General features: G+C 70.7%; 8 protein-coding genes. 2 read left to right on the forward strand and 6 right to left on the reverse strand.

Features of this window, described 5'->3' with window-relative positions; all coding sequences use genetic code 11:
* Positions 1-6: 6 nt before the first annotated feature.
* The 3 genes from AB0B98_RS01260 to AB0B98_RS01270 all read right to left on the reverse strand — a co-directional run bounded on the left by AB0B98_RS01260 (position 7) and on the right by AB0B98_RS01270 (position 3,744).
* On the reverse strand, positions 7-1,683 hold the full coding sequence (locus tag AB0B98_RS01260) for an ABC transporter substrate-binding protein (protein WP_357359824.1): 1,677 nt from the start codon (positions 1,681-1,683) through the stop codon (positions 7-9).
* A gap of 117 nt (positions 1,684-1,800) precedes the next feature.
* The gene (locus AB0B98_RS01265) at positions 1,801-3,012 is read right to left on the reverse strand and encodes an MFS transporter (RefSeq protein WP_357359826.1); all 1,212 of its coding nucleotides are present in this window, start codon (positions 3,010-3,012) and stop codon (positions 1,801-1,803) included.
* A gap of 150 nt (positions 3,013-3,162) precedes the next feature.
* On the reverse strand, positions 3,163-3,744 hold the full coding sequence (locus AB0B98_RS01270; protein WP_357359828.1) for a TetR family transcriptional regulator: 582 nt from the start codon (positions 3,742-3,744) through the stop codon (positions 3,163-3,165).
* 65 nt (positions 3,745-3,809) lie between these two features.
* On the opposite strand from AB0B98_RS01270, the gene AB0B98_RS01275 reads away from it, so the two are divergent.
* Positions 3,810-4,505, forward strand: a complete 696-nt coding sequence (locus AB0B98_RS01275; RefSeq protein ID WP_357359830.1) for an NAD(P)H-binding protein — start codon at positions 3,810-3,812, stop codon at positions 4,503-4,505.
* 54 nt (positions 4,506-4,559) lie between these two features.
* On the opposite strand, the gene AB0B98_RS01280 is transcribed toward AB0B98_RS01275, so the two are convergent.
* Both AB0B98_RS01280 and AB0B98_RS01285 read right to left on the reverse strand, forming a co-directional pair.
* Positions 4,560-8,588, reverse strand: coding sequence for a discoidin domain-containing protein (locus tag AB0B98_RS01280; RefSeq protein ID WP_357359832.1), 4,029 nt, complete (start codon positions 8,586-8,588; stop codon positions 4,560-4,562).
* A gap of 160 nt (positions 8,589-8,748) precedes the next feature.
* Positions 8,749-9,315 (reverse strand): helix-turn-helix domain-containing protein, encoded by a 567-nt coding sequence (locus AB0B98_RS01285; protein ID WP_357359834.1) that lies wholly within the window; start codon positions 9,313-9,315, stop codon positions 8,749-8,751.
* Positions 9,316-9,428: 113 nt separating this feature from the next.
* Here AB0B98_RS01285 and AB0B98_RS01290 point away from each other — a divergent pair, with 113 nt between their 5' ends.
* On the forward strand, positions 9,429-10,829 hold the full coding sequence (locus tag AB0B98_RS01290) for an MFS transporter (protein ID WP_357359836.1): 1,401 nt from the start codon (positions 9,429-9,431) through the stop codon (positions 10,827-10,829).
* Between the two features lie 438 nt (positions 10,830-11,267).
* Here the strand turns inward: AB0B98_RS01290 and AB0B98_RS01295 are convergent, their stop codons facing one another.
* Entirely contained in the window at positions 11,268-13,202 is a 1,935-nt protein-coding gene (locus AB0B98_RS01295; protein ID WP_357359839.1) for a Na+/H+ antiporter NhaA, read from the reverse strand.
* Between the last annotated feature and the right edge of the window lie 131 nt (positions 13,203-13,333).

Here is a 13,333-nt window from a genome sequence, read left to right on the forward strand (position 1 = left end):
TACTGCCTACTTGCCGAAGCCGGCGAAGGCCGCCCGGATCACGCCGTCCGGGTAGACCTGCAGGCCCTGGATCTGCTTGCTGACGGCGGTCAGGTTGCGCTGCCGATAGAGGTAGATCAGGGCGTCGTCCTGCTGAAGCAGCGTGACCGCCTGCCCGTACAGCTTCTTGCGCTCCTCGACGTCGCCGGCCTGCCGGGCCTGGGTCAGCAGAGTGTCGAGCTGCGGGTTGCTGTAGCCGGCGACGTTCTGGCTGGCGCCGGTGCCGACGAAGTTGGTGATGTTGGCGTCCGGGTCGATCCGCCCGCTCCAGCCGAGCTGCAGCAGCTCGAAGTTGCCACGGTCCTGCTCGTCGAGGAGCGACGAGTACTCCACCGGGTTGATCTTCAGGTCGAACCCGCCGTCCTTGACCATGGACTGCAACGCCTGGGCGAGGCGCAGCGTGTCGGGCGTGTTCGAGGCGAGCATCGAGACCGGGTACGGCGTCTGCACACCGGCCTCGGTGAGGAGTTGCTTGGCCTTGGCGGGGTCGTGCGCCGGGCAGGTCTGCGCCTCGGGCGACGAGAACGGGCTGGCGGGTGAGATGGGCGAGCAAGCGGCGGTGTGCACGCCGTTGAAGACCGCGTCGACAAGGGCCTTGCGGTCGATCGCGTGCTCGAAGGCCTGCCGCACCTTGGCGTTCTGGGCGAGGGGGCGGTTGATCGGCTTGGGGGCGGTGCCGACACCGTCGACGTTGCCGACGTTGATGGTCAGGCCCTGGTAGCCGAGGGACTGCGACTGGAGGACGGTGAGCGCCGCGTCCTGCCGGAGCGAGGCGACGTCCTGGGTGGAGACGGAGTCGGCGACCTGGGCGTCGCCGGAGCGCAGGTTGGCGGCGCGGATGCTGGCGTCGGTGAGGATCCGCCATGAGATGGCGTCCAGGTGCACCTTGCTCGCGTCGTAGTAGTTGGGGTCCCGCACCACCTCGATGGAGTTCTGCTGCACCCGCTTGGCGAACTTGAACGGGCCGACGCAGACCGGCGCCGAGGCGAAGTCGTCGCCGAGGCTCTGCAACGCCTTGGCGCTCATGATCATGCCGGCCCGGTCGGCGAGAGCCCCGAGCAGCGGCGCGAACGGCTGCTTCAGCCGCAGGACGACGGTCTGCGCGTCCGGGGTGTCGACGCCGTCGATGGGACCGAGTTCGCTCTTGCGCGCCGACCGCTCGTTGGTGAGGTGGCGTTGCAGGGTCGCCTTCACCGCCGCCGAGTCGAACGCCGTGCCGTCGGCGAAGCGCACGCCGGGCCGCAGCGAAATGGTCACCGTCCGGCCGTCGCCGCTCGTGGTGGGCAGGGCCGTCGCGAGCTGCGGTACGACCTGCGCCTGCTCGTTGACGTCGTAGAGCTTCTGGCACATGGCTTGGAAGACGTAGCGGGAGTAGAGGCTTCTCGACAGTGTCGGGTCCAGCGCGTCGGGCTCGGCGGAGAGGGCGATGACCAGCTTGCCGCCCTGCTTCACGGCGGCGGGGTCGGCGGGCGTACCGAAGGAATCCTGGCCCGCCGCCTGGTCGCCGCCGGACGGGTCGCCGCCGTCGTTCTTGGACACCGGTGAGCAGGCGACGACCGTGCAGACGACGGCGGCCGCCGCCACGGCGGCCCGGAGCACCCGGTGGCGGGGCAGGTTCGTGTCGCGGACGGAGAGGTTCGTCATGGAGAGCTCCTCGAGTGGGCGATTCGGGGAGCGTATGTTGTATACGATGACCGCCGCAAGACCTCAGTGAACGGCTCGCCAGGCACCCCGGGCACCCTGAACAGGCCCGGTCGGTGATCAGCTCGCGGGCCGGGTCCGGCCGCCCCGAACCAGGCTGAGCAGGACGACCAGCGCGAGCACCGCCACCACCGCGCTGAAGACCTCGCCGGCCGGGCGCAGCCCGATCGTCTGGATCAGCAGACCGACCCCGACCGCCGGCACACCGAGCATGGCGAACAGGATGGCGAAGTACGTCGACACCGTCTCGGCCCGGTGCCGCGGTTCGGTCTTCATCGTGATCGTCGCGATGCCGTCGCCGACCGCCACCCCGGACGCGACCCCGATGATCGCCGCGCTGATCAGCAGCGTCGCCAGCAACGCCACCCACATGCTGAACGCCAGCAGGCCCGCCCCCACCACCAGACCGACGCAGGCGCTGGCCAGCGCGGCACGCGAGGACAACACCCGGGTCAGCAGCTGGCCGAACGCCGCGCCGGTGAACGCCACGAACACCACGAGCGCGGCCAGGGTGTGTGAGGTCTCGTGCAGGACCATGCCGAGGAACAGCCCGCTCACCGACGTGAGCACCCCGAGGGCGGCGAAGCCCGCGCCGGCGGTGATCGCCGAGCGGACGAAGGCGCCTCGGATGCTCGCCGGCACGTACAACCGCTGCACCCGCACCGTCACCGGCGAACGTTCCCGGACCGTCTCCGGCACCCCGCGCAGCGCGACGATCGCGATCAACGCCAGGATCAGCACGATCACCCAGGGCAGCCGCAGCGGTTCGGGTGCCACGTCCGACACGATCCCGGACAGCAGGGTGCCGGTGGCCAGGCCGCCCAGGTTCGCGAAGATCGACACGGTGGCGGCACGCTTCGGGTGCCGAGGGTCGATCAGCTCCGCCAACGCCGCCGTCGCCGTGCCGATGATCAGCGCGGCCGACAGCCCGGCGAGGATCCGACCCACGATGATCATCGCCAGGTCCACGGCGGCGAGGAACACGGCGTCGGCGGCGACCGAGAGCAGCAGCGCGATGAGGATGACCGGGCGTCGACCGATCTGATCGGAGAGCCGACCGAAGACCAGCAGCCCGACGACGACTCCCAGCGCGTACAGCGCGTAGACCACTGTCACTGTCAACGACGCGAAGCCGAATTCCTCCTCGTAGAGCGGGTAGAGCGGCGTCGGCACGGTGGTGCCCACGAGCGTGATCCAGAACGCGAACGCGACCCGCACCGCGCCTGACGTCGACCGAGGCGTCGCGCCCCCGGCGCGGCTCGCGTCGGACATGACCAGTCTCCCCGGGATCGGACCCCTGCCTGCGCGCCGCCGACTCCCGCACCCTCCCCGTCGCGGCTCCCTGCCCGCGTACAGCATGGGTCTCGACCTTGGCGGAGATGCGGTAACAGCCCGAAACGACCACATCAGGTGGCCGCGCGCTCAGCCCAGGGCTCGGCCGGACAGGGCTGCACGCAGCGCCGGCCCGAAGACCCGCCGGACGTCGACCGCTGAGAGCCCACCGATCGAACGGATCGGGTTCAGGTAGCGCGTGAAGATCAGCCCACCAAGCACGCCGACAGCGGCGGTGGCGCGTCGCGTGGCGTCGGGCCCGCCGAGAAATTCAGCGATGCGGAGGCGTAGCTCACCGTCCAGGTAGTCCCGCAGGGCGCGCATCGTGTCGTCATCCTGCACCGCCATCCGGCTCTGCGCGGGCCCGGTGGCGTCCCACAGGCCGGTGACGGAGTCCAGCAGGCGGTCGGCCAGCTGGTCCCGGTCGCCCCGCAGAGCCTGGTCGAGCGCGGTGGGATCGACGCACAGCAGGTTCAGCGACTGACTGAAGAGGCCCTGTTTGGAGCCGAAGTGGTAATTGATCAACGCCGGGTCGACGCCAGCGGCGGCGGCGATGGCCCGAACCGTGGTGCCCGGATAACCGTGCTTCAGGAACAGCTCGCGGGCGGCCTCGGCGATGCGGGCCTTGGTGTCGGGGTTGCCGCGGGGCCGACCCCGCGTTTTATTCAACACGGTTGAATAATGCTCTCCCCCGCTGGCACGGTCAACGCCGTCAACCCCCAGCGAGGAGCGAACACATGCGCACTGTCGTCTTCGGCGCCAACGGCCCCACCGGCCGTCAGATCACCGGGCAGGCCCTGGCCGCCGGCCACGAGGTCGTCGCGGTCACCCGCCGCCCGCACGCCGTACCACCCCGCCCCGGCCTCACAGTGGTCAGCGCGGACGTCACGGACCTCGACGCCGTCGACCGGGCCGTGGCCGGCGGCGACGCCGTCCTGTCCAGCCTGGGCGTCCCCCTCACCCCGAAGCCGATCACCGTCTACTCCCGGGGCAACGCGAACATCATGGCCGCCATGCACCGCCACGGGATCAAGCGCCTGATCACCGTCAGCTCCAGCGTGCTGGACCCCACCTGGCGCCCGACCGGCGAGTTCTTCTTCAACAACGTGCTGGACCCGCTGTTCAACCGCAGGGCAGGCCGCACCGCGCACGAGGACATGCGGCGGATGGAGTCCCTCGTACGCGACAGCGACCTGGACTGGACCATCACCCGGCCGTCCGGGTTGTTCGACCACCCGACCGTCACCCGCTACGAGGTGGCGCAGGACGTCGCGGACGGCCTGTTCACGGCGCGCGCGGACCTGGCGGCGAGCATGGTGGCGCAGCTGACCGATGACCGGTACAGCCGGCGGGCGATGGCGGTGATCACCACCGAGGTGAGGCCGAGCATCGCCGGTCTGATCTGGCGCGAAGCCGTCGTGAAGAAGAAGTGACCCTCCCCGCCGGTGGGAAGCGGCCCGCACCGCGCCGCTTCCCACCGCGTACCCCTAGGAGTTGTACGCCTGCGCGGTCACCGTGACCTGGCGGGCGAGGCCCGACCGGGCGGGCCAGGAGATCCGCACCTCGCGGCTCTCCCCCGGCAGGAGCCAGAAGTAGTTGTCGTCGTAGCGCGCCGGCAGGACCCGCTCACCGCGCTGGTCGCGCACGGCGAGCCGCACCAGGGCGGCGACAGTACGACCCTGGTTGCGGACCGTCGTGGTGACGGTGTTGCGCCCGTCCACGACGCGCACGGTGCTCGACGACGTCGACAGTCGGGTGCTCGGCACGTCGTTGAGCGCCCGCACCTGCTCGGCCTTGTCGTAGCGCCAGTAGGTGTTCTCCGCGAGCAGCCGGTCCCGGCCGTCCCGCAGCTCCAGTCGCACCAGGTGCAGCCCACCGCCGTCCGGAGCGGCGAGCGGGAAGATTGCCGTGGTGGCCGAGCGGGCCACGTCCACCCGCTGCCGCTGGGGCGAACCCAACGACCTGCCGCTCAGGTCGTAGCGTCGGGCGCTCACCGTGACCCCGCTGAGCGGCGCGGCGGTGTGGTTGACCACCCGGACCTGCCAGGTGCCCGGGTCGGCCTGGACGTGCACCGGCTCGCACCCCTTGCGGGCGCCGTAGTAGGCGCCGTTCACGTCGAGGTCGTAGTCGTAGGTCTGCCAGACCGTGCTGTGCCACGCCGGGTGCGACATCCACAGCAGCAGACCGGTGGCGTCCTGCCACAGGTTGGCGTTCCACGCCTCGAACATCGCGCGGTGGCTCTCGTAGTTGACGAACTGCGCCCTTGTGGCGAACTCGTCGAGCGACGCGGACTCACCGAGCCGCGCGTCGATCGCCGCCTGGTACGTGCCGACACGCTGGTTACCGATGGTCGACCAGTCGTGGTAGTTCCACACCTCACCGATCGGCCACTGCGGCGCGTCACCCACGAGGTTGCGCATGCTCTCGACCACCGACACCACAGGCATGCCGATCTCGGTGTGGAAACCGAACGCGCCAGTGTCGTAGGTGTTCCTGTTGTTGTACGTCGCCGGCTCCACCCAGTGGTACGGGCCGTGACCGCTGACGATGCCGCCGGCCGAGTTGGGAATGTAGAGGATCTCCGGGTGCTCGGTGGCCGCTGCCTGCTTGAGGCCGGCGTCCACGATCGGCGGCGGGTCACCCTCGTTCGCGCCACACCACACCACGATGCTCGGGTGGTGGCGGAACCGCCGGATCGTGTCGGCGGCGATGTCGACGTAGCCGGGCGGGTTGGGCAGGAACGCGCCCGCCTGCCAGAAGTCGTTCCACACCAGGATGCCCTGCTCGTCGCAGGCCTGGTACAGCTCCTCGCGGTTGCTGCTGCCGAGCCAGTTGCGGATCATCGTGAAGTTCATGTCACGGTGCATCTCGACGGTGTCGGCCAGCCGGTCGGGCAGCACCCGACGCAGCAGCTCGTCCCAGCCCCAGTTGCCGCCCCGGGCGAACACCGGCACACCGTTCACGCTGATCTTGAGTTGGGTGACGGCGTTGCTGACCGACTTCACGTCGGTCCACCGCTGCCCGTCGGCCGAGACCTGGATGACGAAGTCGCGGGCGTACGCCTGCTCCCAGACGATGCTGACCTGGTCGAAGCTGACCGGAGCGCCGAGGTCGACCTGGATCCACTGGTTGTCCTCGAACGTCGACGACCAGCGGGTGCGGGGGTTGCCGTCGACGGCCCGGTCCGGGCCGTTCGAGTCGCTGTCGGACGACGACGCGGTGGCGGTTGCGCCCAGGGCCAGGTCGACGTCCGGCTCGGCCTGCCGCTGCACGGAGAGCGCCCACATGGACACGCCCCATGAGGTCACCCGCGCGCCGGTCTGGATGCGCAGGTGCTGGGCGGTCTGGCTGGCGAACGTCTCGACCTGGGTGGCGCGGCTGCCCAGCGGGGTGTCGTTGCTGACCGACGTCACGTCGGTCCAGGCGTCCCCGTCGGCGGAGACCTGGACGCGGTAGTCCAGCGCGTACGCCTGCTCCCACACGATGGTGACCCGGTCGAAGTCGACCGCCGCGCCGAGGTCGACCTGGATCCACTGGTTGTCCTCGGCCTGCGAGGCCCAGCGGGTCGCCGCGTCGCCGTCCACGGCCTTGCCGGGACCGTTGCCGTCGTTCTCCGAGGACGACGCGGTGGCGTCGCGGCGCAGGGCGAGATCCGGGCCGGCGCCGTCGGCCACCGACAGCGAGAACATCGAGATTCCCCAACCGGTGGCGCGCTGGCCGGCCTGGATGCGCACGTGCTGGGCGTGCTGCCGGTCGAACGTGACGGTCTGGGTCGCCGCGCCGTCGACGAACTCCAGCGCCGGCTTTCCGGGCGGTGAGATGACGATCGGCTGGTGCCAGTCGTAGGCGAACTCGCGGACACCGAAGCGGAGTGCACGCCGGTCGCTCACCGAGCGCTTCACGGTGGCGGTGAGCGTGAGGTCGTACAGATGGGGGTCGCCGTAGCCGTTGGGCCACCAGAGCCGGGGGTTGCGCAGCCGCAGCGCGCGGAAGCGCTCCGGTGTGAATGTGACTGTGGTGCTCCCCCCGGCGGGGACTGTCACTGTGGACTCGACGCGTACCTTGTCGAACTCCGCGCGGACGGTGACAGTGGTGGCGCTGGCCGCCGCGTTGCGGACCGGCACCCGGATGGTGACCTCGGCGGTGTCGGTGCCGGGCAGGTCGGGCAGCGTGGTCTGCACGTGCGGGTCGCCGATGACCACGGCGCCGGTGCTGCGCAGGCGGACGTGGTCCCAGAGGCCGGTGACCCGGTCACGGACGGCCGGCATCCAGTCCCACCCGGACACCGCCAGGTAGGTCGGCGCGTCAAGGTAGTGGTGGGCCGACTGGAGGAAGGTACGACCGTCGGGGCCCTTGTCGCCGGGGGTGCCCGGGTGGGGCATCGGGGTGACCCGGACGGCGAGGACGTGCTCGCCGCGGTGACCGGCCAACGCGTCGGTGATGTCGAAGGCAGCCCGCGCGAACGGGTGCTTGACGCTGCCGACCTGCACGCCGTTGACCCAGGCGGTCGCCTCGTGGTTGATCCCGTCGAACTCCAGCCAGATCCGTCGGCCGGCCGAGGTGTCCAGGTCGCGCGGCAGTCGCAGCGCGCGCCGGTACCACCAGGTGTGCCGGGACAGCGCCTCCGGGATGCGCATGTTGTTGAAGCCGGCCACCGGGTCGGGCAGGTGGCCCTGCTCGACCAGGGTGCCCAGCACGGTGCCGGGCACCGTCGCCGGCAGCCAGGACCGGACGTCGACGCCGGCGCGGGAGAGCTCGGCGCCGTCGGCGGTGCCGGCGAAGTCGTCCATCGTCAACGACCAGCCCGACTCTAGCGGCACAGTGCCGTCGGCGGCGACCCTCAGCTCGGGGGCCGGGCCGGTGTTGCCACCCTCCCAACTGGTCCAGCCCTCGGCCTTCGGCCGGCCCGCCAGGGGTACGCCGTAGACCTGGAAGCCGTTGAGGCCCACCGGGTTGCTGTTCGAGCGCTTCGTGGCGGTCATCCGGATCCACCGGGCGGTGACCGGCTCGGGAAGCTTGATGGTCTGCGTGCCGCCCTGGCCCTCGCTGGTCTCGTACACCGACCGCCAGGCACTGCCGTCGGTGGAGACCTCGATCCGGTACGCCGTGGCGGCGCTGGAGAGGATCTCGTCACCGTCGGTGTCGGTGTAGTTGCCGTCGAACGGCCCGTCGGTGAGGGTGGCCTCGAAGACCAGCGAGACGGCCTCGATCCGGCACAGCGCCTGGAGGTCCACCGAGATCCACTGTGGGTCGCCGTTGGCGGCGCGCCATCCACTCCCCCGGACGCCGACCTGCGGCAGGCCGTCCACGGCGAAGGTGGCCGGCGTCGGCGCGTAGTCGGTCGAGGAGACCGTCACCGGGCGGTACCGGGCAAGGTCGGTGGGGGTGGCGGTCGGCGCCGGCACGGCGGCGGACGCGAGGGCGTCCGGGAGGGCCGCGGTCACCCCGACCGACGCCAGCAGCGTCGCGCCGGCGGAGAGGAAGGTACGCCGTGAGATCGGCGATGGCTCGGACATCTTGCCTCCAGACATGACAACGTTGTCAGATGGCGGGGGTCTGTGACAACGTTGTCAGATGGTGGCCCGATGTTTCCCGAGAGTCAAGGTCCCGAGTCCATCGTGATTCCCCGAACACGTTCCGCTACTGTTCCACTTCGGACATCGACGCGCGGGGGCGTCACTGCGGCTGCGTACTCAGCCCGTCCAGGGCGACAGTGAGCACGTGATCGCGCTGGTCGGCGCGGGGGAAGTGCCCGGAGGCGATGGCGCTGGCCAGGCGCATGACGTCGTCGATCGTCACGTCGGTGCGCACCTCGCCGGCCCGCTGGGCCCGATCCAGCAGCGGCCCACCGGCGGCGTAGAGCGCCCGCCGACACTCCAGGTAGGCGGTGGACTCTCGGTTCAGGCCGGCGGCCAGGGGTTGCTTCGCCCCGATGTACTCCACGAAGCGCCGCAGCCACGCGTACAGGCCGTCGCGGGGGGCGAGCCCCTCGGCCTCCCCGGCGGTCGCACACACCGCCTCGACCTCGGTGACATAGACGTTCTCGATCAACACCTCCCGGGTCGGGAAGTTGCGGTAGAGCGTCGCGATGCCCACTCCGGCCCGGCGGGCGATCTCCTCCAGCGGAGCCTGCGCGCCCTGCTCGGCGAAGGCGACCCGGGCAGCCTCCAGGATCGCGTCGTAGTTGCGGGCGGCGTCGGCCCGGTGCGGGCGGGCCACGCGCAGGTGGGTGAGGGCCGTCACGATGCCGATGTCTCCCAGCGCTAGCAACCGGAGGGCGACTATCACTAGAGTGATAGTGCGCCTCCACTTATTCGGAGGTCTCCTATCAGTCTAGCCCCGAAAGAAGGCGGACCATGCCCCCGACTCCCGCTTCCCGACGCGGGATCACCCTGGCGCTCATCCTCGGCTCGCAGCTGATGATGACGCTGGACACCTCGATCATCACGACCGCGTTGCCGCACGTGCAGCGGCAGTTCGGCTTCTCCCAGTCCGGGCTCTCCTGGGTGCAGAACGCCTACGTTCTGGCGTTCGGCGGCCTGCTCCTGCTCGGCGCCCGAGCCGGTGACCTGCTCGGCCGCCGCCGCGTCTTCCTCGCCGGGATCGCCCTGTTCACCGCGGCGTCCCTCGCCGCCGGCCTCGCCCAGAGCGGCAGCTGGCTGATCACCGCCCGCGTCGTGCAGGGTCTCGCCGCCGCGCTCGCGGTGCCCTCCACGCTCGCGCTGCTGGTCGCCGACCACCCCCAACCAGGGGCCCGAGCCAGGGTGATCGCCCTCTACAGCGCGGTCATCGGCGCCGGCGGCAGCGTCGGCATCGTCATCGGCGGCGTCTTCACCGACCTGCTCTCCTGGCGCTGGGGAATGCTCGTCAACGTTCCGATCGGCATCGCCATCGCGCTGCTCGCACCACGGTTCCTGGTCGAGACCGAACGCCGCGCCGGCACGTTCGACCTCGGCGGGGCGCTGACCTCCACCGGCGGCATGACCGCCCTGGTGTACGGCTTCATCCAGGCCGCCGCGGCCGGTTGGAGCGCACCGGGCACCGTTGTCCCGTTGGCCCTCGGCGCCATCCTCCTGAGCGCCTTCGCGCTGATCGAACACCGGGCACCACAGCCCATCACCCCACTGCGACTCTTCCGCAGCCTGGAACGCTCCGGGGCGTACGCCGGGCGGATCCTCATCGTCGGCGCGACCTTCTCCACCTTCTACTTCCTCAGCCAGTACCTCCAGGAGGTCCTGCACCTCAGCGCCCTGCAGACCGGCTTCGCGTACGTGCCCATCACCGGCATGTTCTTCGCCATGGTGTACGCCATCCGGCCCCTACAGAACCAGCTCGGCCGACCCGTCCTGCTGGTCGTGTCCCTCGTTCTCGCCCTGGTCGGCATGGCGTGGCTGTCGCGCATATCGACCGGCTCCAGCTACTTCCCGGATGTGCTGCTGCCCCTGCTGGTGATCGGAATCGGCCAGGGCATTGCGATCATCCTGATGACCCAGGGCGGCGTCGCCGGAGTCGAACCGCAGGACGCCGGTGCCGCCTCCGGCCTCGTCAACGTCGCCCACCAACTCGGTGGCTCACTCGGCATCGCGATCCTCACCATCGCGTACACCCGTGCCAGCTCCGCCACCGACCCGACGGCGGGCTTCCACGCGGCCTTCACCGGCGCGGACGTCTTCTTCCTGATCGCCCTGGCCCTCGCGGTCGTCGTGGCCGTCGCGGGCCGCCGCGCCCACCGGCTGGCCGCCCTCCCGGTCACCTGACCGCCCGCGGCGCCTGGGCCGCGAGGGCTGCGGCGGGGCTGCCGAGCCCCTGGCTGCGGGGCCCCGGCTTACACGGCCCTGGGCTGTGGAGCTGGGCTGTGGAGCTGGGCTGTGGAGCTGGGCTCTGGGGCTGAGCTCTGGGGCTGAGCTGTGGCGCGCTGCCTTTGGAGCTGATGCCGCAAACGAATCAGACCGAATGCCTGCCGCTTCCGCCTCCCGACTGCAAACCGCAGTCGGCAGCGCCGCCCCGTCGGTGATGTCGCAAACGATTCAGCTCCAAAGGAGCCGACCAACACCTCCGCACCCCGCGACGCCGGGGCGGATCGGAGGTCACGGCGGCGGACCCCGTTGATCCAGCGACGCCGCGACCGCCGGCGGGTGAGCGAGGCGTCCACCCGTACCCGTGGTCGTGGCGGCACCGACCGCGGCGCCCGTCGGTCAGCTCGCCGGCCCGCCCTCGCGGCGGCCGGGATCCCGAGGGTGGTACTCGGGGCGGAGCTTCGCGCTCGCGAACGCCGACTTCACCGCCGCCGAGAGCGCGGTGATGTCGTACGCGCCGTGGTGCCGCCGGCCGTTGATGAAGAAGGTCGGGGTGCCGGTGACGCCGCTGAGGTCGGCGGAGTCGACGTCCTCGGCGATCCGGTCCACGCCCATCCGCTTCACCATGTGCTCCCGGAACCCGTCCAGGTCCAGGCCGAGCTGTTCGGCGTAACCGAGCAGGTCAGTGGGGTTGAGGGCGTCCTGGTGGGCGAGCAGCAGGTCGTGCATCTCCCAGAACGCGCCCTGCTCCCCCGCCGCCTCGGCGGCCTCGGCGGCGAGTTGGGCATGCGGGTGGACATCGGTGAGCGGCAGGTGCCGCCAGACGTACCGGACGTTGGCGAAGTCCGCCAGCAGCTCTCGGACCACCGGCTCGGCCTGCCCGCAGTAGGGGCACTCGAAGTCGCCGTACTCCACAACCGTCACCGGTGCCTCAAGAGACCCCCGCAGGTGGTCGCGATCCGCATCGACCGGCAGCATCAGGTCGACGATCCCCTCGGTGACGCCCAACAACGCGCGGGTCCGCCGCGCCGGCGAGAGTCGTGCGACGGAGCGGAACACCAGCCAGGTGACCAGCGACGCGCCGAGCGTCGCCACGAGGATGCCGAACTTCGCCTCGTCCAGGGCCGGGCCGCTCAGGGCATGGGTGGCGATCAGGAGCGCGACAGTGAACCCGATGCCGGAGATCGTGCCGACCCCCACGACGGCGACCCAACCGACGGGTGGCCGGAACCGGTTGCCGCTGAGCCGGGTCACCAGCCACGCGGTGGCCACGATCCCGGCCGGCTTGCCGACGACGTACGCGACCACGACCCCGAGCGTGACCGGGGAGGTCACGGCCCTGGTCAGCAGGTCGCCGTCGATCACGATGCCGACGTTGGCCAGCGCGAACAGTGGCACCACCACATAGCTCGCCAACGGGTGGTAGAGCGTCTGCAACCGTTCGTTCGGCGACAGCGCCGAGGTGAGCCCGGCCCGGGCCATCCGGGCGAGTTGCGGGGTGGGCTGTTCCCGGAAGAGCCGGAACTGGTCGCTGGCCCGCTGCAGGTCGCCTCGGCCGGGAGCGTAGGCGTAGGTCAGTAACCCCATCACCAGGCCCACAGCGACCGGGTCGACACCGGACATCGAGACGGCGAGCCAGGCAGCCACCCCGAGCAGCGCGTAGACCGGGCCGAACCGCACCCCGCAGCCCCGGACGAGCAACACGACGCCGAAGATCGCCGCCGCGACGATCAGCGCCGTCAGCGAGGGGTGATGCGGGTACGCAATGGCCAGCACCGCGATCGCCACCACATCGTCGACCACGGCGACGGTCAGCAGGAAACCCCGCAGCCGTTCCGAGAAGCGTGGCCCGAAGACGGCAAGCGCGCCGAGCGCGAGCGCCGTGTCGGTGGCCATCACCGCGCCCCAGCCCGCCGCTGTGGTGTGCCCGGCGTTGATGGCGAGGTAGATCGCGATCGGCACGAGCATGCCGCCGACCCCGGCCAGCATCGGCAACGCCAGGCGACGCCGCTCCCGCAACTCGCCGATGTCGAACTCGCGGCGCAACTCCAGCCCCGCGACCAGGAAGAAAAACGTCATCAGGCCGCTGTTGATCCAGGTACGCACGTCGTGCGCCACCTGCCAGTCGCCGAGGCGCACCGACAAGGAGGTGCTCCAGACCGACTCGTACGACGACACGTGCAGGTTGGCCCAGACCAGAGCCACCACCGCGGCGATCAGCACCACCCGCGCGCCGCCGGTCTCGGTACGTAGGAACGAGCGCAGCGGGGCGTTGAACCGCCTGTCCCAGACGGTCCGGCTGGTCCAGCCCCGGGGCGTGTTGTCGCTCGTCACGGGGACAATCTTCGTCGAGCTGACCGTCACGTGGTTCGGATTGCCACTCCTCCTCGGCGAAGACGACACTCCTGTGGCCGCTTCGCTGCACCTGGCGCAACGTCCTTGGCGTTCATCCCGAGGGCATGCAC

Origin of the sequence: Micromonospora sp. NPDC048947 (assembly GCF_040649495.1) — a bacterium.
Classification (GTDB): Bacteria; Actinomycetota; Actinomycetes; order Mycobacteriales; family Micromonosporaceae; genus Micromonospora; species Micromonospora alfalfae.